This window comes from Streptococcus dentapri (genome assembly GCF_042649885.1).
Taxonomy (GTDB): domain Bacteria; phylum Bacillota; class Bacilli; order Lactobacillales; family Streptococcaceae; genus Streptococcus; species Streptococcus dentapri.
On sequence record NZ_JBHSAC010000052.1, the window covers coordinates 45,905 to 72,897 of the forward strand.

Here is a 26,993-nt window from a genome sequence, read left to right on the forward strand (position 1 = left end):
GATATTAGCAATCTTATCATTCTTCCTCTTTTATGGTAAAATATGGGGGATACCATGATTTTGTGCAAAATCAAGTTAAGATTGGCTTATCTTAATTTCATTTTGTAAAAAACGGGTATCTAATTTCCAGCAAATGAGGTGCTTTAATGACAAAACAAGTTTTTCAAACAAACTTTGCAGGCCAGACCTTAGCGGTTGAAATCGGTCAACTAGCTAAGCAAGCTAATGGTGCGGCTCTAATTCGCTATGGGAACTCAACGGTACTGAGTGCAGCTGTCATGTCTAAGAAAATGTCTTCCAGCGATTTCTTTCCCCTGCAGATCAACTATGAAGAGAAGATGTATGCAGCTGGTAAATTCCCCGGTGGTTTTCTAAAACGTGAAGGTCGTCCCTCGGCAGATGCTACTCTGACAGCGCGCTTGATTGATAGACCCATTCGTCCTATGTTTGACGAGGGTTTCCGTAATGAAATTCAAGTTATCAATACAGTCCTATCTTACGATGAAGATGCCAGCAGCCCGATGGCGGCTATGTTTGGAAGTTCTTTGGCTTTATCCATTTCTGATATCCCTTTTAATGGTCCAATCGCTGGTGTTCAGGTTGCCTATATTGACGGTGAGTTTATCATCAATCCCACTGCTCAACAAAAGGCAGATTCACTCTTGGAATTGACAGTGGCAGGTACCAAGGAAGCTATCAACATGGTTGAATCCGGCGCTCAAGAATTATCAGAGGAAATCATGCTAGAAGCCCTGTTAAAGGGTCATGAAGCCATTCGTGAACTTATTGCCTTTCAAGAGGAAATCGTGGCGGCTGTGGGCAAAGAAAAAGCTGAGGTAGAGCTACTTCAGGTGGATGATGATCTACAGGCCGAGATTATTGCTAACTACAATGCCGATTTACAAAAGGCTGTTCAGGTCGGGGAAAAATTGGCACGCGAACAAGCAACCCAAGCCGTCAAAGATCGTGTTTTAGAGGTTTACGAGGAAGCTTATGCCGAAGACGAAAGACATGATCGGATTATCCGTGATGTGGCTGAAATTTTAGAGCAAATGGAGCATGCGGAGGTACGCCGTCTGATTACGGAAGATAAAATTCGTCCAGATGGGCGTCAAATTGATGAAATCCGTTCCCTAGATGCGGAAGTTGATTTTCTACCGAAGGTCCACGGATCTGGCCTCTTTACCCGGGGACAAACGCAAGCTCTATCCGTCCTAACCCTAGCACCAATGAGTGAAACAAAGATTGTCGATGGGCTAGATCCCGAGTACCGCAAACGTTTTTTACACCATTACAACTTCCCTCAATATTCTGTTGGGGAAACTGGTCGTTACGGTGCACCGGGACGGCGTGAGATCGGTCATGGAGCCTTGGGGGAACGTGCTTTAGAACAAGTGTTACCAAGTTTTGAAGAATTTCCTTACGCCATCCGTCTAGTTTCAGAAGTACTAGAATCAAATGGTTCTTCCTCGCAGGCTTCTATCTGTGCTGGAACTCTAGCCTTGATGGCTGGAGGGGTACCGATCAAAGCTCCGGTGGCAGGAATTGCTATGGGACTTATTTCAGATGGTAGCAATTATACTATCTTAACGGATATCCAAGGTTTGGAAGATCATTTTGGCGATATGGATTTCAAAGTCGCAGGAACTCGTCAAGGAATTACGGCTTTACAGATGGATATTAAGATTGCAGGTATTACACCACAAATTTTACAAAAAGCTCTGGCACAAGCGAAAAAAGCTCGTTTTGAAATTCTTGATTTGATTGAAGCAACCATTCCTGCTCCGAGACCTGAATTGGCAGCGACGGCTCCCAAGATTGATACCCTTAAAATTGATCCAGATAAAATCAAGATTGTTATCGGTAAAGGTGGCGAAACCATTGATAAGATTATTGATGACACTGGTGTCAAAATTGATATTGATGATGAGGGAAATTTGCAAATCTTCTCATCTGATTTAGACGCTATCCAGTTGGCCAAAGAAATTATCTGCAATTTGGTTCGTGAAGCTAAGGTAGGAGAGGTTTATCATGCTAAAGTAGTTCGTCTTGAAAGCTTTGGTGCCTTTGTCAATCTTTTCGATAAGACGGATGCCTTGGTCCATATTTCTGAATTAGCTTGGAACCGTGTTGCTAAGGTGGAAGATGTCCTTAAACTTGGTGATGAAGTTGACGTTAAGGTCATCAAGATTGATGACAAAGGACGAGTCAATGCTTCGCTCAAGGCTCTTCTGCCCAAACAAGAGAAACATTTGAATGGTGAATCAGACAAAAAATATACTGGTCATCATCCAAAAAAATCAAAACTGACTGAATCAAAAGAAGGTAATGCACATGAATAAATTTAACTCAGAATTAGACTTTGCCCTTCGTAACTTTATTGCTAATCCGGATAATTTTTTGGATAGTTTAACCATTGTTAATAGCTTCCATTCCATTCCGGTTCTGGCTAGCAGTCAGCCCTATGCGATTGTTGTCGATGGTAAAAAGGTGATCCCTGTCTTTACCAGCAAGTCAGATTTGGATAATTTCCGGAAAGAGCACCCCAGTGCTAAAAAACAGGACTGGATTGAACGTCCTAGCATTGAAGTTTTAGAAGAAGCTGTTGAAAATCGTCTCCATGGTCTGGTCTTTAATATTAAGAAATCTGGCGACTTTGCTAATTCAACAATTTTTAAGAGTAGTGAAATGATTCAATTCATCAATACCTATACAACTCTTTTACATGATGTTTTGGGTGAGGAGAATCAGGAGCTAGCTCCGATGGAGAGCAAATATTTTGTGCCAGTTATCATTCTGACAGCTGAAGATGGTATTTATCAGCGCAGTTATCCAACTCTTGCGATTGAGAGTGCTACCTATATTCCAATCTTTACTAGTGTTCCAAGTTTGGCGAAATGGTACAATGATGGTGAACTAGGCTTTCCTTTTCGTCAGGCTAAGGGTGTTGTAATGACTTGGACCATTGCCCAAATTGCTCATCCAGCCCAAGGAGAGAATGGTGTTGGGGAAACTTCAGGTGTTGTGATTAATCCGCTTGATGATAACCAAGTCTTAGTGAATTGGAAAGATATAGATTAAGGAAGGAGTGCCTATGGGGTGGTGGAAAGATTCTATTGATATTGTAAAAAGGCAAGATCCAGCTGCCCGTACTTCCTTAGAGGTTCTTCTGACCTATCCAGGAATTAAGGCTTTGGCTGCCCATCGTCTCTCTCATTTTTTATGGAAACACCATTTCAAGCTATTGGCACGGATGCATAGCCAATTTTGGCGGTTTTTGACCAATATTGAAATTCATCCTGGCGCTCAAATTGCTAGTGGTGTTTTCATCGACCATGGCGCTGGTCTAGTAATTGGAGAAACTTCCATTATTGAGAAAGGAGCCATGCTCTACCATGGTGTAACACTGGGTGGAACCGGAAAAGATGTTGGCAAGCGTCACCCGACCGTTCGTGAGGGAGCACTTATTTCGGCTCATTCCCAGCTTATCGGTCCTATAGAGATTGGTAAAAACGCCAAAGTGGGAGCAGCGGCAGTTGTTTTGACAGATGTTCCTGAGGATGTCACAGTTGTTGGTGTACCTGCCAAGGTTGTTCGTGTTCATGGTCAAAAAGATGAAGCGATTATTCGTACATTACAGGAAGCACGTGAGGCTAGCTACCATTCGTCTCATCTATAAAAGAGGATTGCAATGAAGTTTTTGAAAAAAAGGTGGCTCGATTTATTGGTTATTATTCTTGCCTTTCTTAATGTCGGTCAACAGTGGCTTTATGGGAGTCACTCCTTGGCTTACACTTGGTTGGCTATTGGCGTATTCTGGATGATTTTGATTTTTATCCTCAAAGATGACAACAAGCCAAAAAAGAAATGAAAATCCAGTTGCCTAAAAATCAGCAACTTACTGTTACCAAACATTAAAAGATTATGCAAAGAAAGGAAGTACTGTGATTAAAATTTATGATACTATGACCCGTAGTTTACGTGATTTTGTACCAATTCATAGAGATACGGTCAATATGTACGTCTGCGGTCCAACTGTTTATAATTATATCCATATAGGAAATGCTCGCTCAGCAGTGGTTTTTGATAGCATTCGTCGTTATTTTGAATACGCTGGCTATAAGGTCAATTACATCTCTAATTTTACAGATGTTGACGATAAAATCATCAAGGCAGCTAAGCAAGCTGGTATGACTCCTAAAGATCTGGCTGATAAATTTATCGCAGCTTTTATGGAAGATACCAAGGCTCTAGGTATTAAATCTGCCACGAAAAACCCTCGTGTTGTGGAATATATGGACCAAATAATCAATTTTGTACAAATTTTAATTAATAAGGGTTTTGCCTATGAGTCAGCCGGTGATGTTTATTTTCGTGTTCAAAAATCTCAAAATTACGCCGCTTTGGCCAACAAGACCCTCGATGAGCTAGAAATTGGTGCCAGTGGTCGAACAGATAGCGAAACAGAACTCAAAGAGGATCCGCTAGACTTTGCTCTTTGGAAGTCGGCCAAACCAGGTGAGGTATCTTGGGATAGTCCTTGGGGTCAGGGGCGTCCGGGGTGGCATATTGAATGTTCGGTCATGTCTACAGCTATTCTTGGGGATACGATTGATATACATGGCGGTGGTGCTGATTTAGAATTCCCACATCATACCAATGAGATTGCGCAATCAGAAGCTAAGACAGGCAAGACTTTTGCTAACTATTGGATGCACAACGGTTTTGTCAATGTAGATAATGAGAAGATGTCTAAATCTCTGGGTAATTTTGTAACCGTCCACGATTTACTTAAGACAGTGAACGGACAAGTGCTGCGCTTCTTCCTAGCTACCCAGCACTACCGTAGACCAATTAATTTTACTGAAAAAGCAATTCATGATGCTGAGGTCAATCTTAAATACCTCAAAAACACCTTTACTTTACCGATAAATGAAGAAACTGATCAAGATCAAGTTGCTTTGGATCGGTTTTTAGCAGATTTCAAGGCAAGCATGGATGATGATTTTAATACCGCCAATGGTATTACGGTGGTCTTTGAAATGGCTAAGTGGATTAATTCTAACTCTGGTCACTATACACAAGCTGTTAAAGAGTCCTTTGCTAAAATGTTGGATGTCTTTGGTATTGTTTTTGAAGAGGAAGTTTTGGATGCTGACATTGAAAAACTGATTGAAGAACGTCAAGCGGCGCGTGCCAATAAAGATTTTGCAAGAGCTGACCGCATTCGTGATGATTTGGCAGCTCAGGGAATTAAATTGCTCGATACTAAGGATAGTGTGAGGTGGACGCGTGATCAAAGTTCAGGGAATTAAGGAAGTAGAAAAGAGATTAGATGCTTTTCGAAAAAATAGGAAAAAACTAGGAATTGAAGTTGATGATTACCATACTTCCAATTTAGACGAGAAGTGGGGAAAAGTCTTATGATAAAGTCAGTGGATGTCGATCTTATCAACGGAGTGGCTCTGGCTTTTGAGGGTGATGCTATTTATTCGACCTATATTCGTCGCCATTTGATTTTTCAAGGACAGACCAAACCCAACCACTTGCATCGTTTAGCCACCCACTACGTGTCAGCTAAGGCGCAGGCCATGTTGATTACCGAAATGTTAGAAGAAGGTCTTTTAACCGACAAGGAAGAAGCAATCTATAAACGAGGTCGCAATGCCAATACGCATACAAAGGCCAAGAATACTGATATTATCACCTATAAAATGTCCACGGGCTTTGAAGCGGTCATGGGCTATCTCCACATGACTGAGCAGCTTGAGCGCCTCGAGGAATTGATCAATTGGTGCATTATTTATATTGAAAAAACCAAAAAGTAAGGTTGGATAGCCCAACCTTACTTTTTATAATTTTTCATTCACATAATTAACAAAATGATTCCACCAGACCTTGAGGAAGAAACTTTTCTTAACAGGTTTTTGAGCCACCAAGGTGACACTTGGAGGGTTGTCGAGATAGCCACTGCCAATTAAATCGGGATCTTTATAGGTCAATTTTCCGACTTCTGCTCTCTTTTTTACCTCAGCTGTCAGGGTCTTGGTATTGGCTACAGCTTCTGGTTTTTTATCAGAACCGATCTTGGTTACGACCTTAAAATCTTTTTGTGTAACGGCTGGAACATATTTTGATTTGCCATCGATAACCTCTGCTTTACTTTTATGGTAACTGCTGCCAGAAACAGTCAAGGTCGTCATCTGAAAGTTATAGGCGACATAATCTAGCAGTTTGTTGGTTGCTTCAAAGCGGGCGTAGTCATTGGTATCGCCATGATCGGCATTCATGATAACACTGATGACGCGCATACCATTTTCGGTTGAAGTAGCCACAAAGGATTGTCCGGCCAGTTCAGTTGTCCCAGTTTTTAATCCATCAACCCCTGCACGGTAATTGGGCATATTTTTTAACATGTAGTTAAAGCTATTCATAGTTGTTCCATGAAAATCGGCAGTGGTTTTTTTACTAATATCAAGAACTTCAGGATATTCTTTAATTAGGTGCTGGGCGATGATTGCAACATCGCGGGCGCTCATCTGATTCTCATCATCATTGGAAGAACCTGGATAGATATTATCGCCTAAGTAGCTATTATTAAGGCCGGAAGCATTGACTAGCTTAGCATCCTGAATTCCCCATTCTTTTAATTGCGTTTGCATTCTATCAACAAAGTCTGGTTCGCTGCCGGCGATTTTTTCAGCTAGGGCGATAGCTGCACTATTTGCACTAGCAATCATTGAAGCTTCCACCAATTCTTTAACAGTGTATTTGCGATTTTCCATAGGGACATTGCTGGCATCAGAATTGGTCGTCAAGCTGTAAGCGTAGTCGGAAATCTCAACTTTAGTATCCCAAGAAAGCTTACCAGCATCAATTTGCTTATAAACCATATAAACGGTTAAGATCTTAGTTATTGAAGCGATGCCATCTGGTGTTGTCGCGTCCTTTTCATAAAGGACCTTACCGGTCGTTGTCTCAACAGCAATAGCGTGTTCAGCCTCTGCATTAAATTCATCAGCCAAGGCCGCGCTGCTGACGAACAGAAAAGCCAAACCGATAAGTAAGCTCACAAAAAATTTCTTCATACATAATTCCTTACTTAAAATTATCTCTACAATTATATCATAAATCAGAATCATCCTGTTGAAATTCAGATTAAAATCAGCTCCTGCTTTTGCAGAAGCTGATTGTTGAGTTAGTTTATTATTGAGCTTTATCGGTGTCGAAAAAGGCTTTGTAAAGAGCACGGACGGCAGCTTTTTCTTGGTTGGTCTTGATAACAAACATGATGGAAACCTCACTGGAACCTTGTGAAATCATCTCTAGGTTGATATTCCTATCAGATAGAGCCTTGGTCGCTGTTGTTGTAACCCCAATCTGATTCTTCATATTTTCCCCAACAACCATAATAATCGATAAATCGCGTTCGATCTCGATCTCATCCACTCCCAGATTGCGAGTTAATTGTGTCAAAATTTCCTGCTCTTTAATAGGCGTTAACTCACGGTCGCGTAAAATAATGGACATATCGTCAATACCTGTTGGGATATGTTCCCAGCGAATATTGAGTTCTTCTAAAACTTGCAGGACTTTGCGACCGAAACCGACTTCTCGGTTCATCAGGTATTTAGAAATATTAATGCTGACAAAATTGTCATCGCCAGCAATACCGACTACTGGAATGGCTTGTTTGCGATGTTCTAGCACGATACTAGTACCCGGGTGGCTCGGATTATTAGTGTTTTTAATGACCAGCGGAATTTGTCCGCGGTAGGCAGGAATTAGAGCCTCATCATGGAGAACAGAAAAGCCAGCATAGGCTAATTCCCGCATTTCACGGTAGGTCAGCTCTTTGATAGAATGGGGCTTGTGAACAACACCGGGATGGGCAGCAAAAATACCATCTACGTCGGTAAAGTTTTCATAGAGGTCGGCCTTAACTCCTGCCGCAACGATAGAGCCAGAAATATCAGAACCTCCGCGTGAGAAGGTACAGATTTGTCCATCTACTGTCACACCAAAGAAACCGGGGATGACAAGAACCTCATCGCTATCGCGCAACTCTTCTAGTTTATCGTAACTTGATGGTAAAATTCGTGCGTTACCAGGTTCACTAGAGACGATAATTCCAGCCTGTCCCGGATGTATATAACGAGCAGGAAGACCATTTTTGTGGAAATAAGCTGCGATTAATTTAGCATTATTATCTTCACCCGCTGCTAAGAAAGTATCATAGAGAAAATCATTCCCTTCAATAGGTAGGGTAGCTAAGTCAGTGATACTAGCGGCAATTCTATCAAGGATACTGGCTGAAAGTCCCAATTCCTCTATGATAGCCTTGTAGCGATTGATAATGAGATTTTGATTATCAGTTACATCATTGTCTGCTGTATAGGAACGATAGTATTTAATTAGCGCATCTGTAACCTTGGTATCCTCAGGATTGCGTTTACCGGGAGCTGAGACAACTACAAAGCGACGTTCTGGATCAGATTTAACGATATCAAGAACTTTTTTCAATTGCTCTGCAGATGCTAAAGAGCTTCCACCGAATTTAATAACTTTCATAGTGACTCCGTTTAAATTTATAAGTATATTTTTAAATTATAGCAAAATTCAGACAGTTTTTCAATTTCCTTTAGCAGTCAACTTTAGCGAAATTATGATAGAATAACAAAGAGGTCTATTATGAAGCAAGCAATTATTTTTGACATGGATGGTGTCTTGTTTGATACCGAAGAATTTTACTATACTCGACGTGAGACTTTTTTAGCTGGTCAGGGAATTTCTATTAAACACCTGCCTCCTAGCTTTTTTATTGGTGGTAACATGAAGCAAGTCTGGCAAAAGATATTGGGTGACAGCTACGATGCTTGGGATATTGATCAACTTCAATCAGATTACGACGCCTATAAAACTTCCCATCCCCTTCCTTATACTGAACTCATTTTTGCGGATGTTCAATCAACCTTGGATCAACTTCAGGAAAAAGGTATTAAGATGGGGTTGGCTTCTAGTTCAACCAAGGCTGATATTTTAAAGGCCCTCAGAGATACTCATTTAATAGACTATTTTGATGTCATCTTATCTGGAGAAGAATTCCCTGAAAGCAAGCCTCATCCGGATATTTATAATGCGGCTGCTGAACTTCTGGGTTTTGATAAACCTGAATTATTGATTATTGAAGACAGTGAAAAAGGTATTGCTGCTGGAGTTGCAGCAGGTATAGAAGTCTGGGCTATTGAAGATAAGCGTTTTGGTATGAATCAAAAACAAGCCCAACGTTTAGTATCCAGTTTGACAGAATGTATGGATTTATTATTAACTAGTGAGACTTCCTAGTTTTTGCAGTAATTCCTTGTCAAAAGAATATTTTTAGCTATAATAAACTGGAAATAAAGAAATCTTTAATTTTAGTTTGAATTAAAAAATAATTGGAGGCATCATATGAATTTTTCAACTATTCTTTACAGTGTAGACAATGGCATCGCTACTTTGACGCTTAACCGACCAGAAGTATCTAATGGTTTCAATATTCCTATCTGTGAAGAAATTATTGAGGCAATTAGTCAGGCCGAAGAAGATGAGACTGCTCAAATCCTTCTCATCAATGCTAATGGAAAAGTTTTTTCTGTCGGTGGGGATCTTGACCAAATGCAAAAGGCGGTAGATGCCGATGATATCCAATCCTTGGTTCGGATTGCAGAGTTGGTCAATACTATTTCATTCATGATGAAGCGTCTGCCAAAACCAGTCATCATGAGTGTTGATGGACCAGTTGCAGGAGCTGCCTTCAATATGGTTTTAGCGGCAGATTTTACTATTGCTTCTGAAAAAGCCAAATTTATTCAAGCTTTTGTAGGTGTTGGTTTAGCACCAGACGCTGGGGGGCTCTTTCTTTTGACCCGCTCTATTGGTATCAATCGTGCCACTCAAATCACTATGACTGGTGAAGCTGTCAATGCTCAAAAAGCTTTGGATTGGGGATTTGTTTATCGATTAACCGAATCTGAAAAATTGGAACGTGATACAGAACGTTTAATTACCCGCTTGAAACGTAGCTCACCTAATTCCTTTAAGGCTATTAAGGAGATGGTTTGGAAGAGTGAATTTGCTGGCTGGGAAGAATATGCTGATTTAGAGTTGGCTCTTCAGAAATCGTTAGCCTTCACAGAAGATTTTAAAGAAGGTGTCAATGCTTTCAGTGCTAAACGCCGTCCAAAATTTACTGGGAAATAAGAGCTTTTACTCGCTAGGTAGCTCAACTGATAAAGTTTTTCAATTTCCTTGCAAATGTATTCTAGTTTTGATATACTTTGAATGTCAAACTATTTGAGGATCGAGGTAGAAAGTGGATTATAAGCTGGTTAATGAGTATTTAACAAAAGTCTTCAATAATGTTTTGGTTATTGAAGAAATGAGTTTAAAAAATAGTCGTTTTAATGATGTATCCATGAAAGAGATGCATACAGTTGATATTATCGGACATATTCCGGATGCAACGCCAAGTGATATAGCCCGAGAACTGATGGTTACTTTAGGAACGGTTACCACCAGCCTAAATAAATTAGAAAAAAAAGGTTATGTTGAGCGTCATCGTTCTAAGGTAGACCGTCGAGTCGTGCATTTAAGTTTAACCAAGAAAGGTCGATTGATTTACCGTCTGCACAATCGCTTCCATAAAAATATGGTCTCTCGAATCGTAGAGGGAATGGACGATGTTGAGGTTAAGACGCTGGAGCGTGGTTTGCATAATCTTTATCAGTTTTTAGAGGATTTAAAGTAATGCCCTTTGCGAAAATTAGTCAAACAGCTTATTATGTACCGGATCAAATCGTTACTAATAATGATCTTTCAAAAATAATGGATACCAGTGATGAATGGATTTCTAGCCGTACAGGTATTAAAGAAAGACGTATTAGCCGTGATCAGGAAACGAGCGACTTGGCTACTATAGTAGCCAAGCAGCTTTTGGAAAAGTCAGAAATTAAACCTCAAGATCTCGATTTTATTATTGTAGCTACTATTTCACCTGATTCTATGATGCCGACAACGGCAGCGCGTGTTCAGGCTAATATCGGGGCGACCAAGGCCTTTGCTTATGATTTGACTGCAGCCTGTAGTGGTTTCGTTTTTGCTCTTGCGACGGCCGAAAAGTTTATCAAGACTGGTAGTTATCAAAAGGGGATTGTCATTGGTGCTGAAGTTTTATCCAAAACACTGGACTGGACAGATAGGCGCACAGCTGTTCTATTCGGAGATGGAGCTGGCGGTGTCCTATTGGAAGCTCACTCTCAGGAGCATTTCTTGGCAGAGTCTCTTCATAGTGATGGTAGCCGCGGGCAAAGTTTAACATCTGGTCAGTGTGGCTTAGCTTCCCCTTATTCTAAACAAGGGATTAACAATCCTTATGTGGCAATGGATGGGCGTGCTATTTTTGATTTTGCGATAAAGGATGTATCTACTAGCATTAAAGAGCTTTTAGAGTCTACCAACATCACTGGTCAAAATTTGGATTATGCCCTCTTACATCAAGCTAATATCCGTATATTAGACAAGATGGCCAAGAAAATTGATCTTGAACGTAAAAAGTTTTTAGCGAATATGATGTATTATGGCAATACTAGTGCTGCGAGTATTCCTATTTTACTCGCGGAATCTGTTGAAAATGGTATAATTAAATTGGACGGTTCGCAAACAGTCCTTCTATCGGGATTCGGTGGGGGATTGACATGGGGCAGTCTAATTGTTAAAATTTAGATAGATAACTGTGTAAGGCAGTATTTATAATTTTTTATTTTATCTTAAAGGAGAATTTTTAAAATGGCAGTATTTGAAAAGGTACAAGAAATCATCGTTGAAGAGCTTGGTAAAGAACCAGAAGAAGTTCAAACAACAACAACTTTTGATGAGCTTGATGCAGATTCACTTGATGTATTCCAAGTTATTTCAGAAATTGAAGATACTTTTGATATTCAAATCGAAACTGAAGATGGCTTGAATACTGTTGGTGACTTAGTTGCTTACGTAGAAGAAAAAACTAAATAAGCAATTTGAGGGACTGGGATCATCTCCCAGCCTTTGAAGTTTATATATTTAGTCACGAAGGTGCGGTTTTGTTAATGTTTCGGTTCTTTAGAATAGCATACAAGACTGCAAGGTGGACGGGGTAACTCATCCGCCTTCTTCTTTATATTGATACTTTGACATTCAAACTTGTTGAATGTTAAAAATTTAGAAGGTAAAAAACATGAAATCTCGTATAACGGAATTATTAAATATAAAATACCCTATTTTCCAAGGGGGAATGGCTTGGGTGGCAGATGGTGATTTAGCTGGCGCTGTATCAAATGCTGGTGGACTTGGTATCATTGGCGGTGGTAATGCCCCTAAAGAAGTCGTTAAAGCAAATATTGACCGTGTAAAGTCAATCACCAATAGACCCTTTGGGGTTAACATCATGCTTTTGTCTCCTTTTGCTGATGATATTGTTGATCTGGTCATTGAAGAAGGTGTTAAAGTTGTTACGACTGGTGCGGGAAATCCAGGTAAGTATATGGAGCGTTTCCATGATGCTGGTATTACAGTTATTCCCGTTGTGCCTAGCGTAGCGCTCGCTAAACGTATGGAAAAACTCGGTGCTGATGCCGTCATTGCAGAAGGTATGGAAGCTGGCGGGCACATTGGTAAACTAACCACCATGGCCTTAGTACGTCAGGTTGTAGATGCTGTTGATATCCCTGTCATTGGTGCTGGTGGTGTAGCTGATGGTCGTGGGATGGCAGCTGTCTTTATGCTTGGTGCAGAAGCTGTCCAAGTAGGGACCCGCTTTGCAGTTGCCAAGGAATCCAATGCTCATCCTAACTTTAAAAATAAAATCATCAAAGCTAAGGATATTGATACCGTTGTATCAGCGTCAGTAGTTGGCCACCCAGTGCGCGCAATCAAAAACAAGCTATCATCAGCTTATGGACAAGCTGAAAAAGATTTCTTGGCTGGCAAAAAATCTGCTGAAGAAATTGAAGAGCTGGGAGCAGGTGCTCTCCGCAATGCAGTTGTGGATGGTGACGTTCAGAATGGTTCAGTGATGGCAGGGCAAATCGCAGGTTTTGTTCATGAAGAAGAAACCTGCGAGGCTATTTTAAAAGATCTGTACTACGGTGCTGCTAAAGTGATCAAAGAAGAAGCTGCTCGTTGGGTAGAGGTGTCAGTAGACTAAGCAAGACCTGAGATTTTTATTTCATAAAATAGAAATCCAAAGCCAAACTTGGAGGATATTAGAGTGACTAAAACAGCATTTTTATTCGCTGGCCAAGGTGCCCAAAAACTTGGTATGGCGAGTGATTTGTATGAGACTTACCCAATTGTTAGAGAAACATTTGAGACAGCCAGTCAAATTTTAGGTTATGATGTGCGTCAATTGATTGATACTGATGAGAGAAAACTCAATCAAACGCGTTATACACAGCCGGCTATTTTAACAACCTCTATTGCCATTTATCGCCTGCTTCAGGAAAAGGGTTTCCAGCCAGATGCAGTAGCCGGTCTTTCATTGGGAGAATACTCTGCCTTGGTAGCTGCTGGAGCTCTATCTTTTGAAGATGCAGTAGCTTTGGTAGCTGAACGTGGTGAATTGATGGAAACCGCTGCACCAGCTGGTACTGGCAAAATGGTAGCGGTTATGAATACGCCGGTTGAAGTTATTGAAGAAGCTTGTGAGAAGGCCTCTGATAAGGGCTATGTTCGTCCTGCTAATTATAATACACCAGCTCAAATTGTTATCGGTGGAGATATAGCTGCGGTTGATGCTGCGGTTGAAAATCTCAAAGAAGCAGGGGTTAAGAGGCTAATCCCTTTGAAGGTCTCAGGACCTTTCCACACGGCTCTTTTAAAATCAGCTAGCCTTAAATTGGCTCAAAAACTGGAAAGTGTAAGTTTCTCAGACTTTCGAATTCCTTTAGTGGGGAATACGCAAGCCAAAGTTATGACCAAGAAGGATATTAAGTCTCTCTTGGCTCGTCAGGTTATGGAGCCTGTTCGCTTTTATGAGTCAATTGCCACTATGAAAGAGCTTGGGGTGACAGACTATCTTGAAATTGGTCCTGGCAAAGTTCTCAGTGGCTTTATGAAAAAAATTGATAAAGCTGTCACTGTTTCTAATGTGGAAGATCTTGCTAGTCTACAAGCTCTACTAGAAAAATAGGAGACTCTTATGGAATTAACCAATAAAAATGTTTTTATCACAGGTTCAACACGTGGTATCGGTCTAGCTATTGCTCATAAGTTTGCTAGCTTGGGAGCCAATCTCGTTATTAATGGCCGTTCAGAGATTTCAGATGATCTCCTAGCACAATTTGCTAAGTATGGTGTAAAAGTAGTGGCCATTACTGGTGATGTGTCTGATTTTGCAGATGCTAAACGAATGGTTGATGAAGCTATTGTAGCTCTAGGCTCTGTAGATATTCTCATCAATAATGCCGGTATTACTAAGGATAAGTTGATGTTGAAGATGACGGAGGATGATTTTGAAAGTGTTCTTAAAATCAATTTAACCGGCGCTTTCAACATGACACAAGCAGTTCTTAAACCCTTAACCAAGGCTCGTCAGGGAGCTATTATCAATATGTCATCGGTTGTTGGTTTGATAGGTAATGTTGGTCAGGCCAACTATTCAGCTTCTAAGGCGGGGTTACTTGGTTTAACCAAGTCTGTGGCGCGTGAAGTTGCTGCTCGCGGGGTCCGCGTCAATGCTATTGCACCTGGCTTTATCGAATCTGATATGACTGATGCCATTCCTGATAAGATGAAAGATACTATGATTGCCCAAGTTCCCATGAAAAGAATTGGACAGGCAGAAGAAGTGGCGAATGTTGCTGCTTTTCTAGCAAGTCAAGAATATATAACTGGTCAGGTAATCGCCATTGACGGCGGTATGACCATGCAGGGTTAATGGCGATTAGATTACTATTAACACTAAACACAAAATCATCCAGGAAATAAAGAAAGTAAGAGGACTTATTATGACTTTGAATCGTGTTGTTGTGACAGGTTACGGTGTAACTTCGCCAATCGGACATACTCCAGAAGATTTTTGGAACAATCTGGAAAATGGAAAAATCGGAATCAAACCTATTACAAAATTTGATCCTTCAGAAATTCCAGTTCACAATGCTGGAGAAATTCAAGATTTTCCATTCGATAAATATTTTGTCAAAAAAGACACTAACCGTATGGATACCTATTCTCTCTATGCTATTTATGCAGCAATGGAAGCTCTTGATAATGCTCAACTTGATATGGATAGTGTTGATCGTGATCGTACTGGTGTTATCGTATCATCAGGTATAGGCGGTCTGCAGGAGTTGGAAGATCAAATCATTCGTATGCATGAGCGTGGTATGAAACGTATCCAACCGATGTTTATTCCCAAGGCTCTATCAAATATGGGAGCTGGAATCATTGCTCTTAAAATCGGTGCTCAAGGGGTCTGTAAATCTATTACTACAGCTTGTGCATCAGCCAATGATGCTATCGGGGAAGCTTTTCGTGAAATTAAATATGGACTTCATGATGTCATCCTTGCTGGTGGCTCAGAAGCTTCAATTACTAAGATTGGTATCGGTGGCTTTAATGCCTTGAAAACTCTTTCTACTACAGAAGATCCCGCTCGTTCAGCTATTCCATTTGACAAAAACCGTAATGGTTTTGTTATGGGTGAAGGTGCTGGTGTCCTCATCGTGGAAAGTTTAGAGCATGCTCAAAAGCGTGGCGCTAATATTTTAGCTGAAATTGTCGGTTACGGCAGCACCTGTGATGCCTACCACATGACAACTCCAGCTCCAGATGGATCTGGTGCGGCTAAGGCTATGAAATTGGCTATTAAAGAAGCAGGTATTGAACCAAGCCAAGTTGGCTATGTCAATGCGCACGGAACCTCAACCCAAGCCAACGAAAAAGGTGAAAGTAAGGCGATTGTGTCTGTTCTTGGTAAAAATGTTCCTGTTTCTTCAACCAAGTCATATACAGGTCATTTACTGGGTGCAGCTGGTGCTGTTGAAGCTATCGCGACCATTGAAGCTATCCGTCACAGCTTCCTTCCTATGACAGCTGGTACTAAAGAATTATCTGAAGATATCGAAGCAGATGTTATCATGGGTCAAGGTCGTAAGGCAGATATTGATTATGCTATCTCAAATACCTTTGGATTTGGCGGTCATAATGCTGTGCTGGCCTTTAAACATTGGGAGGATTAAACATGAATCTTTCAGAAATTAAAGAGTTAATGAGTCAGTTCGATGGGTCAAGTTTGCGGGAATTTTCTTATAATAATAATGGTGAAACACTAGTGTTCAGTAAAAATGATACACAGTCACTCGCTCCCGCTCCAACACCAGTAGTAAATCAAACTCCTGTTGATGATGCTGAATCTGCTGTGGCTCCAGTAGCTCCAATTTCGACAGCAGCTGAAGGAGATGTTGTAGAAAGTCCCCTAGTTGGTGTGGCCTATCTTGCCCCAGCTCCAGATAAACCAGCTTTTGTCTCTGTTGGTGATAATGTCAAAAAAGGACAAACGCTCTTGATTATTGAAGCGATGAAAGTCATGAATGAAGTCCCTGCGCCTAGAGACGGTATTGTAACAGAAGTTCTCGTTGACAATGAAGAAGTCATCGAATTCGGAAAAGGGTTGGTACGTATTAAATGATTGATATTACAAAAATTCGTGAAGCTCTTCCTCACCGTTATCCAATGCTTCTAGTTGATCGTGTCTTGGAAGTTTCTGATGATGAAATCGTAGCGATTAAAAACGTTACAATCAATGAGCCTTTCTTTAACGGTCACTTTCCTGAATACCCTGTCATGCCTGGAGTCCTGATTATGGAAGCCTTGGCACAAACAGCAGGTGTTTTAGAATTGTCCAAGGAAGAGAACAAAGGGAAATTGGTCTTCTATGCAGGTATGGATAAGGTTAAGTTTAAAAAGCAAGTTGTTCCAGGTGATCAATTGGTAATGACAGCTAAGTTTATTAAACGCCGTGGCACCATCGCTGTGGTAGAAGCTAAGGCAGAGGTTGATGGAAAGCTAGCTGCAAGCGGTACCTTGACATTTGCTATTGGGAACTAGGATGATTTTGTATCACCCTATAGTTTGCCATTGAAAAATATTTTATTCATGAGAAAGGCAGATAAATGTTTAAGAAAATTTTGATCGCCAATCGCGGTGAGATTGCTGTGCGTATTATCCGTGCGGCACGTGAATTAGGTGTCGAAACAGTCGCAATTTATTCAGAAGCTGACAAAGAAGCTCTCCATGTTCTTTTAGCTAATGAAGCAATCTGCATTGGTTCTGCCCATTCAACGGACTCTTATCTTAATATGAACGCTGTCTTATCAGCAGCTATTGTCACAGGGGCAGAAGCTATTCATCCTGGCTTTGGTTTTTTAAGTGAAAACTCTAAATTTGCAACCATGTGTGAAGAGATGAATATCAAATTCATTGGACCTTCTGGAGCTGTTATGGATAAAATGGGCGATAAAATCAACGCTCGTGCGGAGATGATTAAAGCTAAAGTTCCTGTTATCCCAGGTTCAGATGGAGAGGTGATGACGGCTGAAGATGCTCTCAAAATTGCAGATGAGATTGGCTACCCGGTTATGCTTAAGGCTTCGGCTGGGGGCGGAGGAAAGGGCATCCGTAAGGTGGAAGATGCTCAAGATTTAGTTCCAGCTTTTGAATCAGCTTCACAGGAAGCCCTAGCTGCTTTTGGTAACGGGGCTATGTATATTGAAAAGGTTATCTATCCTGCCCGCCACATTGAAGTGCAAATTCTGGGAGATAGTCATGGTCATGTTATTCATCTTGGTGAGCGCGATTGTTCCTTACAACGTAACAACCAAAAAGTTTTGGAAGAAAGCCCATCGATTGCTATTGGTTCAACTTTGCGTCAAGAAATGGGGGCTGCTGCTGTTCGTGCTGCCAAGGCTGTTGATTATGAAAATGCAGGCACTATAGAGTTTCTTCTTGATGAAAAAACGAGTCAATTCTACTTTATGGAGATGAACACCCGTATCCAAGTGGAACATCCTGTTACAGAATTTGTAACAAATGTTGATTTGGTTAAGGAACAAATCCGCATAGCCAATGGACAGGAACTATCTCGTACTCAGGAAGATATTCAGTTTACAGGGCATGCTATTGAGTGTCGAATCAATGCCGAAAATCCTCAATTTAATTTTGCTCCCAGTCCGGGCAAAATCACGGATTTATATCTTCCTAGTGGTGGTGTCGGTATACGTGTAGATTCAGCTGTTTACTACGGATACACAATACCACCTTACTATGATAGTATGATTGCTAAGATTATTGTCCATGGAGAAAATCGCTTTGACGCTTTGATGAAGATGCAGCGTGCCCTTTATGAATTGGAAATCGACGGCGTCTTGACAAATGCAGACTTCCAGCTGGATCTTATCTCAGATCAAAATGTGATTGCTGGAGATTATGATACATCATTCTTGATGGAAACATTTTTACCAGCCTATAATCAAGAGGATTAGGAGGACTTATGGCTTTATTTAAAAAGAAGGATAAGTATATCCGTATCAATCCCAACAATTCTTTACGGACACCTAAAAAAGCCAAACCAGAGGTTCCAGATGAACTTTTTGATAAATGTCCTAGTTGCAAGGTTGTCATCTATCAAAAGGATATGGGAGCTGAGAAGACCTGTCCTTCCTGTGGTTATAACTTCCGTATTTCGGCTCAAGAGCGTCTAGCCTTGACTGTTGATGAGGGAAGTTTTAAAGAAATGTTTACAGGGATTGAAACTAAAGATCCATTAAACTTCCCTAACTACAAGGAAAAAATAGCAGCGACTAAGGAAAAGACAGGCTTGGATGAAGCTGTTGTTACAGGAACTGCTAAAGTAGAAGAACAAGAAACAGCTCTAGCTATTATGGACTCTAACTTTATCATGGCTAGTATGGGAACAGTAGTAGGTGAGAAAATTACGCGTCTCTTTGAGTATGCTATTGAACATCATTTACCCGTTGTTATTTTTACAGCCTCCGGTGGTGCTAGAATGCAAGAAGGTATCATGAGTCTTATGCAGATGGCAAAGGTTTCAGCAGCTGTTAAACGCCATTCAAATGCTGGCCTCTTCTATCTGACAATTCTAACTGATCCAACTACTGGTGGTGTAACAGCTAGCTTTGCTATGGAGGGTGATATGATTATCGCTGAGCCTCAAACCTTGATTGGTTTTGCAGGCCGCCGTGTTATCGAAACAACTGTACGTGAGCAGCTTCCAGATGATTTCCAGAAGGCTGAATTTCTTTTGGCCCACGGTTTCGTGGACGCTATTGTAAAGCGTACGGATCTAAAAGCAACTATTGCTAAACTTATCGCATTTCACGGAGGTGTCCAATGAGTGATGTTGCCCGTATACTAAAAGAAGCGCGTGATCAAGGACGTTTGACGGCACTTGATTATGCAGAACAAATTTTTGATGATTTCATGGAATTGCATGGAGATCGTCACTTTGCTGACGATGGTGCTATTGTGGGTGGCATTGCTCGTTTGGATAGTCGTCCGGTAACCGTTATTGGGATTCAAAAGGGAAAAAATCTTCAAGACAATCTCAATCGAAATTTTGGTCAACCCAATCCGGATGGTTATCGTAAGGCCTTGCGCCTGATGAAGCAGGCCGAAAAATTCGGTCGCCCTGTAATCACCTTTATTAATACAGCTGGTGCTTATCCAGGTGTCGGTGCTGAAGAGAGAGGCCAAGGCGAAGCAATTGCTCGCAATCTCATGGATATGAGTGATCTCAAGGTACCAATTATTGCTATTATCATTGGTGAGGGTGGTTCTGGCGGCGCCCTGGCTCTAGCTGTTGCGGATAAGGTTTGGATGTTGGAACATACAATTTATGCTATTCTTAGCCCCGAGGGCTTTGCTTCCATTTTATGGAAGGATGGCTCACGTGCCACTGAAGCAGCCGAATTAATGAAACTGACAGCCGGTGAACTTTACAATATGGATATTGTAGATAAGGTTATTCCAGAGCATGGTTATTTTTCAAGTGAGATTATAGCCATGATGAAGGAAAATCTGATCGAAGAACTAGATAACCTCAGTCAACTTCCTTTGGAAGAGCTGCTTGAAAACCGCTATCAACGTTTTAGAAAATATTAGTTTTGGGCCCCTTGCGGGCTCTTTTGTTATAATAAGGATCAAAGTATGTATCAAAAATGGAATGATTATTTAGGCTATCAAGGATTCAAATACATCAAACCTGAAAAGGCTGGGCCCCTGGTAGAGGAAATGCTTGCTCTTAAAGCTTTAGGACAAGCTGCGCGTTCTGATTTTACTGAGCTAGCTAAACTCTTGAATAACAAAGTAGTACCTTTTGAAATGACACGTGTCAGCAACTGGGTCAATCAGGCACAGATCGCCCGTCCGCATTTTTGGTGTTACTTTAAGCATCCGAAAGATAGTCAAGATGATGTCGGAATTGCTATTCGTCTCTATGGACAAAAAGATGATTTTGGTATTTCAGTGGAGGTCAGCTTTGTGGAACGTAAGAAATCAGACAGGACTCTTGCTAAACAACATCAGGTTCTTTCCTTGCCTTTGGAGGGATCCCTCTATTATTTTGTTCAAAAAGATGGTTTCAGTCGACGAATGGCAGGGACGGAGAGTAATCGTCAAATTCTGAAGAGAGCGGTAAACATTGGCAGTATCCGTAAGGTGTTGGTGAAATATGATCTTCCCCTAACTCCCCAAACCCAGTTAGAGGACTTAACAGATAGCCTAGCAGTTGGTTTTGAAAAAGTGATGCCCTACTACGAAGCAACCAAGAAAAGAGAAGAACAGTAATATAAAAAATGCTCTATAGATTTCTGGATGATTTAACCAGCAAACTTGTAGAGCATTTATTGTATTTATTTGAGGATGTCAGCTCCCCCCATGTAAGAACGAAGGATCTTTGGAATGGTAACAGAACCATCCTCATTTTGGTAGTTTTCAAGAATAGCGGCGACAGTACGTCCAACAGCAAGACCAGAACCATTGAGGGTGTGGAGCAGCTTAACCTTGCCGTCTGCTTCATCACGATAGCGAATCTGAGCGCGGCGGGCTTGGAAGTCTTCACAGTTTGAGCAAGAAGAAATTTCTCGGTAGGTATTTTGTGCTGGCATCCAGACTTCTAAATCGTATGTCTTAGCGGCAGAGAAGCCCATATCACCAGTACATAGCGTAATGACACGGTAAGGGAGTTCTAGTTTTTGCAGGATATTTTCAGCATTGTCCACCATTTTCTCTAATTCATCATAAGAACTTTCTGGCTTAGCAAATTTGACCATTTCCACCTTGTGGAACTGGTGCAAGCGGATAAGACCACGTGTATCACGACCTGCAGAACCGGCTTCAGAACGAAAAGATGGGCTCATAGCTGTGAAGTAGACAGGCGTATCCTTGCCCTCGATGATTTCACCTCGGTAGTAGTTGGTCAAAGGAACTTCAGCAGTCGGAATGAGGACATAGTCGGATTCTGCCAGCTCGAAGGTATCTTCCTTGAATTTTGGATACTGACCTGTCCCAAACATGGAGTCGTGATTAACCATATAGGGAGGAATCATTTCAGTATATCCTTCTTTAGCATGTTCATCTAGCATAAAATTGTAGATGGCGCGCTCCAAGCGAGCCCCTAGTCCTTTATAGAATAGAAAGCGTGAACCAGTCACCTTACTACCTCGTTCCCAGTCCAGAATATTAAGATCTTCTCCTAAATCCCAGTGTGCTTTGACGTCAAAATTAAAGTTCTGAGCAGTTCCCCAGCGGCGGACTTCAATATTATCGTTTTCATCAACACCGACTGGCACATCATCTGCAGGTGTATTTGGTAGGCCAACTAGGATGGTATTGACAGCGTCATCTGTGTCCGCTAACTCTTTATCAATTGCTTTAATATCGGCAGATACCTGCTGCATTTCGGCAATTTTATCTGTGGCATCTTCCTTATTACGCTTAGCTTGAGCGATAGCTGCAGAAGCAACATTGCGCTGTGCTTTAAGCTCTTCCGATTTAACGATGAGATCACGACGTTTGACATCCAAGTTTTTCAATTCATTCAAGGTTTCACTCGCCACTCCGCGATCAGATAATTTTCTAGCAACAGTGTCAAAATCTGTACGAATACGTTTTAAATCTAACATAAGTTCCTCTTTCTAAAACAAAAGCACAGCAAGGAAGATTGTTGGAGCGCTTATCGCGCGGTTCCATCCAACTTCACTGCTGTGCACTTAATCAGTTATATAATAATAGAGTCAAGGGTAATTCCTTTAGAAAACGGTAGAATTCAAATTGCTTTCCTGTCTGCTCGCAACCACCGCAGACTTTCTGAAAAGATCACAACCCTACTTATCCGTTTGACACTATTATATAAGAAAACAGATGAAAAGTAAACTTAAAGTTTGTAAAAGAATTGAGAAGCATGGTGTTTTAAAATATGCTAGAATATTTTTTTATGAAAGAGAAATCAGAAAGAAATCTAGGAATCGATCTCTTACGTATTTTTGCCATGTTGATGATCATTATTACCCATATCTTAGGTAAAGGCGGTATTCGTGATGAGGTACAGGATTCTGTTGATGTCTATTATTGGGTAACTTGGCTGATACAGGTTACTGCCTATGGGGCTGTTAACTGCTATGCTTTAATCAGTGGCTACGTTGGTATCCATTCTCATTATAAATACTCTAAGGCCCTATCTCTCTGGTTACAGGTCATTTTCTACACGCTAGGTTTCGCCTTGATTTTTAGCCTCGAAGGTCAAACCTTGACACAGAAAGATTGGCTCAAGGCCTTTTTTCCAGTCATTACAGGACAATATTGGTATATCACTGCTTATTTTGGTCTCCTGATTTTCATGCCCCTTCTAAATATAGGTCTGTCTAAAATTAGTAATCATGATTTGAAATATTTGGTTATTGTTGCCATCTTTTTCTTTTCAGTTATGCCAGCCATGTTTGACACACGAGTTGATGAGTTCTCGTTTGCTAAAGGCTTCAGCATGAATTGGCTCACAGTCCTCTATATTATTGGAGCCTATCTCAAACGTTTAGACTTAGAGCGCCTTTTCAAAGAAAGAACCCTACTGTTGATTTTTGCCGGGTCAATTGCAGTTACTTTTATTATGAAATTTATTAAGGGAGATATTTGGTATTGGTATACTTCGCCTAGTATGCTGGCTGGTTCAATTGCGATTTTCATCCGCTTTGAGACGTTAAGGATTAAGAGGGGAGGTATCGGTGCTAAACTGATAACATTGTTCTCCTCAACAACTCTGGGTGTCTATCTTGTACACCTCAATCCCCTTTTGGTTCGCTTTTGGTTGAGAGATGTTTTCATTCCTTTTGTTGACTTCCCAATTTATTTTTTCCCTTTCTTAATTTTAGGTACAGCTCTTTTAATTTTCTTGATCTCAGCTCTCATTGAAATATTGAGAAATTATCTATTTAGAAAACTAAGGATTCTCAATTTTGTGGCTAAAATAGATACGAAATTTCCTTTTGGACGTTATAATTAAAAATAGCAGTGATTTGATCATCACTGCTATTTGTTTTTTTTTCTAAATATATTGCGGATACCAGAACCAATTTTTTGTAGAAGTGTTGGAAGCCTCACAATCTTCTCATTTCCCAATTTTTCACGAGCAATTTTTAAGATTTTTCCTGAATCTTTTGAAGCAAAAAGGAAGGTTCCCTGATCGGTAAAGACTTGGAAATGCCGACCGATAGATCTGCCTGAAACATTAGCTCCGATTTTAAGGATAAAATCCCAGGGAATCTGAATATAGTCCTCAGGGTTTTTATCATTATAAAATTCCAAGGCCTTATCTCCGATGAGAAATTTTCCTACCTTGCTGTCAAGCCCTAGATAAAAGACACCAGTTGTTGTCAGTTCAACTTTGGTATTGATTGATTGTGCCATATTCCCTACCTTAAAAAGTTTTTCTATATTATACCATATTAAAAAGAGGGTTTACCCCTCTTTTAGTTGATTACATCCAGCCGATGACGTGGGCGATGATACCTACGATAAAGAGACCGATGATCATAACGATTGGAGAAACATTCTTCTTGAGCAACCACATACAGAGTAAGGTTAGAAGTAGTCCCATCAAACCTGGGATCAATGAGTCCAGTTGTCCTTGGAGGGTGTTGACCTTTATTGGACCAAGATTTAAGCCATTATTATAACCCTCAATAGCTTCCTTGATAAATTTTCCAGTTACTTTTTGGCTTAGGTCAACATAGGTTTGACCATTGTCATTAGTAAGTTTAGTAGAAGGAAGAGCTAGTATAAATTTAACGTTGACCCAGCGCTCAACAAGTGCTGCTAGGACAAACATACCAAGAATAGAAGCTCCCTTAGTAATCTTTTGGAGGATACCTCCGGAGAGGTCTTTAGTGATTTCAGAACCAGCTTTGTAGCCCAATTCTTGAGTGTACCACAAGAAGGCCATGCGGATGATGTTCCATCCTAGGAAGAAGATGATTGGACCTAAAATGTTGCCTGCTGATGCCAATGAAGCTCCGAGAGCCCCGAGAATAGGACGAATAGTGAACCAGAATACTGGGTCACCGATACCAGCTAGAGGTCCCATCATACCGATTTTAACCCCTTGGATAGCTGTATCATCAATTTCAGCACCGTCTGCTTTTTCTTCTTCAAGGGCTAACGTAACCCCTAAGATAGGAGCAGCTACGTAAGGGTGAGTGTTGAAGAATTCCAAATGACGTTCCAAAGCAGCAGAACGGTCTTCTTTGTTGCTATAAAGTTTTTTAAGAGCTGGGATAAGTGAGTAAGCCCAACCCAAATTTTGCATACGTTCGTAGTTCCATGACCCTTGTAAGAAGGTTGAGCGCCACCAAACTTTACGACGGTCAGATTTTGTTAATTGTATTCTTTCAGCCATTTTTGATGCTCCCTTCTAGTAGTCTTCCAAAATGTCGCCGATTGGATCGCCCGAGCTATTATTAGAACCGCCGCCAGAATTAGATTTACCTGCCATATCAGAAAGGTTGAGGTAGATAAGAGCAATGGCTACCCCGATAGTACCAAGTGCAATGAGGGTAAAATCAGTAACAGCTGCAAAGACGAAACCGAGGGCGAAGAATGGCCAAGTTTCTTTAGTGGCCATCATGTTGATAACCATAGCATAACCAACGGCTACAACCATACCACCACCGATAGTCATACCATCTTTCAGCCAATCTGGGATAGCATTGAGGGTAGCTTGTACAGCTGATGTTGGTAAAGCGAGAAGAAGGGCAATAGGCAAGACAATACGAAGCCCTTGTAGAATAAGAGCAAAGAAGTGAGCGCGTTCTACAGCAGCGATATTTCCCTTTTTGGCAGCAGCGTCTGCTGTGTGGACGATACCGACTGATATAGTACGAACCAACATGGTCAGAGCAAGACCGGCTACGGCTAGAGGAATAGCGACAGCTTTTGCCACACCAATACCTTGATTAGTGAAGTCTCCACCTTTAACCATGATAACTGCAGATGCTGTTGCAGCAAGAGCGATGTCGGGTGCTACGGCTGCACCAATATTAGCCCAACCAAGAGCAATCATTTGAAGAGATCCGCCAAGGATGAGTCCTTCTTCCAGGTGTCCGGTAGCAAGACCAATTAAGGTACATGATACCAGTGGTTGGTGGAATTGAAATTGATCCAAGATACCATCAAGCCCTGCAAAGAAGGCGATGATAAGGACCAAAATAATAGAAATAACTGACATTATTCTAGTTCCTTTCGATTTTTAATAAATAAAGTTATTGCACATTTGCTTTTTCAATGAGATCAAACAAATCTTTTGGAGAATCGTTTGGTACTTTACGAACATCGAATTTAACACCAAGGTCACGCAATTTTTCAAAGGTAGTAACATCGTCTTTGTCCATGGAAAGAACGTTGTTAACAACCGTTTTACCAGTAGAATGAGCCATAGAACCGATGTTGAGTTCGGTAATTGGCACACCACCTTCAATAGCTTGTAAGGCTTCTTGAGGTGTTTCAAACAAGATAAGCGCGCGCGTGTTACCAAAGCGAGGATCTTTTGCAGCTTCAATCAATTTTTTAATTGGTACAACATTAGCCTTTACACCGTTTGGTGCAGCTTGTTTAATCAAGTTCTTACGCAATTCATCGTTGGCAACAGCATCAGAAGCGACAATGATACGATTAGCCTTGGAAGCAGGTGTCCAGTTTGTAGCAACCTGTCCATGAAGCAAACGTGTGTCAACACGAGCAAGATTGATTTTAAGTTTGCCGTCTCCGATGACTGTCCCTTCTGGTATGGCCCCTTGAGGAGCGGCATCCTCAGTTGCTGCAGCTGGAGCAGCTTCCGCAGGATTTAATTCATCAGGAAGCGCCTTAATACCATCTTTGGCCTCCTTGATAATATTCGCAGCCACTTGTTCCACACCTGCATCAGCGGCCATAAGGCGCTCTGTGTAAGCCTGAATCAACATTGGCAAGTTGAGTCCTGTAATGATGGCCATTTTGCGCTCAGTTTCTTCACCCATGATGCGGCTAGCCTGATTAAAAGGTGAACCAGACCAAAGGTCAGCGAGGACTAGGATTTCATCGTCAGCCTCAAATTTGGCAATAGCGTCATTGAAGTGTCCATAGAGATCGTCAGGACCTTCATTTGGCATAAAGGTTACAACTTGAACCTTTTCTTGCTCACCAAAAATCATGGAGCCTGACTGGTGGATACCTTCAGCAAACTTACCATGGCTGGCAATAATAATACCGATACCCATTCTTGAATTACCTCCTTTATTATTAGTTATCTCTAAGATTTCCCATACAATCTCTCCCGATATTTTTTACGGATATCTTAGTGACAGTCAAGAACAAATATATTGTAAAACGCTTTCAAATAAAAGTCAAGATAAATTTATGAAAGATAGCATATA

29 protein-coding genes are annotated in these 26,993 nt (G+C 41.0%); 22 read left to right on the forward strand and 7 right to left on the reverse strand.

Annotation, left to right across the window (positions count from 1 at the left end):
• Window positions 1-146: 146 nt before the first annotated feature.
• From pnp to ACFOSE_RS06290, 6 genes are all read left to right on the forward strand, one after another.
• Window positions 147-2,342, forward strand: a complete 2,196-nt coding sequence (gene pnp / locus ACFOSE_RS06265) for a polyribonucleotide nucleotidyltransferase (RefSeq protein ID WP_380431738.1) — start codon at window positions 147-149, stop codon at window positions 2,340-2,342.
• On the forward strand, window positions 2,335-3,081 hold the full coding sequence (locus ACFOSE_RS06270) for an SseB family protein (RefSeq protein ID WP_380431740.1): 747 nt from the start codon (window positions 2,335-2,337) through the stop codon (window positions 3,079-3,081). The genes pnp and ACFOSE_RS06270 overlap by 8 nt, the downstream gene beginning before the upstream one ends.
• A 13-nt stretch (window positions 3,082-3,094) precedes the next feature.
• Window positions 3,095-3,679, forward strand: a complete 585-nt coding sequence (cysE, locus tag ACFOSE_RS06275; RefSeq protein ID WP_380431742.1) for a serine O-acetyltransferase — start codon at window positions 3,095-3,097, stop codon at window positions 3,677-3,679.
• Window positions 3,680-3,691: 12 nt separating this feature from the next.
• Window positions 3,692-3,871: a hypothetical protein gene (locus ACFOSE_RS06280; RefSeq protein ID WP_380431744.1), complete on the forward strand. Its 180-nt coding sequence runs from the start codon at window positions 3,692-3,694 to the stop codon at window positions 3,869-3,871.
• A 73-nt stretch (window positions 3,872-3,944) separates the two neighbouring features.
• Complete coding sequence (gene cysS, locus ACFOSE_RS06285) at window positions 3,945-5,315, forward strand: cysteine--tRNA ligase (protein WP_380431746.1); 1,371 nt, start codon at window positions 3,945-3,947, stop codon at window positions 5,313-5,315.
• Window positions 5,316-5,423: 108 nt separating this feature from the next.
• Window positions 5,424-5,828 carry a Mini-ribonuclease 3 gene (locus tag ACFOSE_RS06290; RefSeq protein ID WP_380431748.1) on the forward strand — a complete coding sequence of 135 codons (405 nt, stop codon included), beginning with the start codon at window positions 5,424-5,426 and terminating at the stop codon, window positions 5,826-5,828.
• 24 nt (window positions 5,829-5,852) lie between these two features.
• Here ACFOSE_RS06290 and pbp3 read toward each other — a convergent pair whose 3' ends face one another.
• Together pbp3 and ACFOSE_RS06300 are read right to left on the reverse strand one after the other, a co-directional pair.
• Window positions 5,853-7,088, reverse strand: a complete 1,236-nt coding sequence (gene pbp3, locus ACFOSE_RS06295; protein WP_380431750.1) for a D-alanyl-D-alanine carboxypeptidase PBP3 — start codon at window positions 7,086-7,088, stop codon at window positions 5,853-5,855.
• Between the two features lie 118 nt (window positions 7,089-7,206).
• Window positions 7,207-8,571 (reverse strand): aspartate kinase, encoded by a 1,365-nt coding sequence (locus ACFOSE_RS06300; RefSeq protein WP_380431752.1) that lies wholly within the window; start codon window positions 8,569-8,571, stop codon window positions 7,207-7,209.
• A gap of 120 nt (window positions 8,572-8,691) precedes the next feature.
• On the opposite strand from ACFOSE_RS06300, the gene ACFOSE_RS06305 reads away from it, so the two are divergent.
• From ACFOSE_RS06305 to ACFOSE_RS06375, 15 genes are all read left to right on the forward strand, one after another.
• On the forward strand, window positions 8,692-9,345 hold the full coding sequence (locus ACFOSE_RS06305) for an HAD family hydrolase (RefSeq protein ID WP_380431754.1): 654 nt from the start codon (window positions 8,692-8,694) through the stop codon (window positions 9,343-9,345).
• Window positions 9,346-9,450: 105 nt separating this feature from the next.
• On the forward strand, window positions 9,451-10,242 hold the full coding sequence (gene fabM / locus ACFOSE_RS06310) for a trans-2-decenoyl-ACP isomerase (protein WP_380431756.1): 792 nt from the start codon (window positions 9,451-9,453) through the stop codon (window positions 10,240-10,242).
• 112 nt (window positions 10,243-10,354) lie between these two features.
• Window positions 10,355-10,789 (forward strand): fatty acid biosynthesis transcriptional regulator FabT, encoded by a 435-nt coding sequence (fabT, locus tag ACFOSE_RS06315; protein ID WP_380431758.1) that lies wholly within the window; start codon window positions 10,355-10,357, stop codon window positions 10,787-10,789.
• Window positions 10,789-11,763, forward strand: coding sequence for a beta-ketoacyl-ACP synthase III (locus ACFOSE_RS06320; RefSeq protein ID WP_380431760.1), 975 nt, complete (start codon window positions 10,789-10,791; stop codon window positions 11,761-11,763). The genes fabT and ACFOSE_RS06320 overlap by 1 nt, the downstream gene beginning before the upstream one ends.
• 63 nt (window positions 11,764-11,826) lie before the next feature.
• Window positions 11,827-12,051 carry an acyl carrier protein gene (locus tag ACFOSE_RS06325; RefSeq protein ID WP_380431762.1) on the forward strand — a complete coding sequence of 75 codons (225 nt, stop codon included), beginning with the start codon at window positions 11,827-11,829 and terminating at the stop codon, window positions 12,049-12,051.
• Between the two features lie 202 nt (window positions 12,052-12,253).
• Window positions 12,254-13,222 (forward strand): enoyl-[acyl-carrier-protein] reductase FabK, encoded by a 969-nt coding sequence (gene fabK / locus ACFOSE_RS06330; RefSeq protein WP_380431764.1) that lies wholly within the window; start codon window positions 12,254-12,256, stop codon window positions 13,220-13,222.
• A gap of 63 nt (window positions 13,223-13,285) precedes the next feature.
• A complete protein-coding gene (gene fabD / locus ACFOSE_RS06335; protein WP_380431766.1) occupies window positions 13,286-14,206 on the forward strand; it encodes an ACP S-malonyltransferase in 921 nt (306 codons plus the stop codon).
• 9 nt (window positions 14,207-14,215) lie between these two features.
• Window positions 14,216-14,953, forward strand: coding sequence for a 3-oxoacyl-[acyl-carrier-protein] reductase (fabG, locus tag ACFOSE_RS06340; protein WP_380431768.1), 738 nt, complete (start codon window positions 14,216-14,218; stop codon window positions 14,951-14,953).
• Window positions 14,954-15,023: 70 nt separating this feature from the next.
• The gene (fabF, locus tag ACFOSE_RS06345; protein WP_380431770.1) at window positions 15,024-16,256 is read left to right on the forward strand and encodes a beta-ketoacyl-ACP synthase II; all 1,233 of its coding nucleotides are present in this window, start codon (window positions 15,024-15,026) and stop codon (window positions 16,254-16,256) included.
• 2 nt (window positions 16,257-16,258) lie between these two features.
• On the forward strand, window positions 16,259-16,705 hold the full coding sequence (accB, locus tag ACFOSE_RS06350; protein WP_380431772.1) for an acetyl-CoA carboxylase biotin carboxyl carrier protein: 447 nt from the start codon (window positions 16,259-16,261) through the stop codon (window positions 16,703-16,705).
• Entirely contained in the window at window positions 16,702-17,124 is a 423-nt protein-coding gene (gene fabZ, locus ACFOSE_RS06355) for a 3-hydroxyacyl-ACP dehydratase FabZ (RefSeq protein WP_018030383.1), read from the forward strand. Before accB ends, fabZ begins: the two co-directional genes overlap by 4 nt.
• A gap of 65 nt (window positions 17,125-17,189) precedes the next feature.
• Complete coding sequence (locus ACFOSE_RS06360; RefSeq protein WP_380431775.1) at window positions 17,190-18,557, forward strand: acetyl-CoA carboxylase biotin carboxylase subunit; 1,368 nt, start codon at window positions 17,190-17,192, stop codon at window positions 18,555-18,557.
• Between the two features lie 8 nt (window positions 18,558-18,565).
• Window positions 18,566-19,429, forward strand: coding sequence for an acetyl-CoA carboxylase, carboxyltransferase subunit beta (gene accD, locus ACFOSE_RS06365; protein ID WP_380431777.1), 864 nt, complete (start codon window positions 18,566-18,568; stop codon window positions 19,427-19,429).
• Entirely contained in the window at window positions 19,426-20,196 is a 771-nt protein-coding gene (locus ACFOSE_RS06370; RefSeq protein ID WP_380431779.1) for an acetyl-CoA carboxylase carboxyl transferase subunit alpha, read from the forward strand. Before accD ends, ACFOSE_RS06370 begins: the two co-directional genes overlap by 4 nt.
• Before the next feature lie 45 nt (window positions 20,197-20,241).
• Entirely contained in the window at window positions 20,242-20,880 is a 639-nt protein-coding gene (locus tag ACFOSE_RS06375; RefSeq protein WP_380431781.1) for an HI_0552 family protein, read from the forward strand.
• Between the two features lie 65 nt (window positions 20,881-20,945).
• Here the strand turns inward: ACFOSE_RS06375 and serS are convergent, their stop codons facing one another.
• Complete coding sequence (gene serS / locus ACFOSE_RS06380) at window positions 20,946-22,217, reverse strand: serine--tRNA ligase (protein WP_380431783.1); 1,272 nt, start codon at window positions 22,215-22,217, stop codon at window positions 20,946-20,948.
• Window positions 22,218-22,528: 311 nt separating this feature from the next.
• Between serS and ACFOSE_RS06385 the strand changes: the two genes are divergently transcribed.
• The gene (locus ACFOSE_RS06385) at window positions 22,529-23,590 is read left to right on the forward strand and encodes an acyltransferase (RefSeq protein WP_380431784.1); all 1,062 of its coding nucleotides are present in this window, start codon (window positions 22,529-22,531) and stop codon (window positions 23,588-23,590) included.
• A 26-nt stretch (window positions 23,591-23,616) separates the two neighbouring features.
• On the opposite strand, the gene ACFOSE_RS06390 is transcribed toward ACFOSE_RS06385, so the two are convergent.
• From ACFOSE_RS06390 to ACFOSE_RS06405, 4 genes are all read right to left on the reverse strand, one after another.
• Window positions 23,617-23,994 (reverse strand): DUF956 family protein, encoded by a 378-nt coding sequence (locus ACFOSE_RS06390; protein WP_380431785.1) that lies wholly within the window; start codon window positions 23,992-23,994, stop codon window positions 23,617-23,619.
• A gap of 70 nt (window positions 23,995-24,064) precedes the next feature.
• Complete coding sequence (locus ACFOSE_RS06395) at window positions 24,065-24,982, reverse strand: PTS system mannose/fructose/sorbose family transporter subunit IID (RefSeq protein WP_380431786.1); 918 nt, start codon at window positions 24,980-24,982, stop codon at window positions 24,065-24,067.
• A gap of 15 nt (window positions 24,983-24,997) precedes the next feature.
• Complete coding sequence (locus ACFOSE_RS06400) at window positions 24,998-25,810, reverse strand: PTS mannose/fructose/sorbose transporter subunit IIC (RefSeq protein ID WP_380431788.1); 813 nt, start codon at window positions 25,808-25,810, stop codon at window positions 24,998-25,000.
• 34 nt (window positions 25,811-25,844) lie between these two features.
• Complete coding sequence (locus tag ACFOSE_RS06405; RefSeq protein WP_380431790.1) at window positions 25,845-26,837, reverse strand: PTS sugar transporter subunit IIB; 993 nt, start codon at window positions 26,835-26,837, stop codon at window positions 25,845-25,847.
• Between the last annotated feature and the right edge of the window lie 156 nt (window positions 26,838-26,993).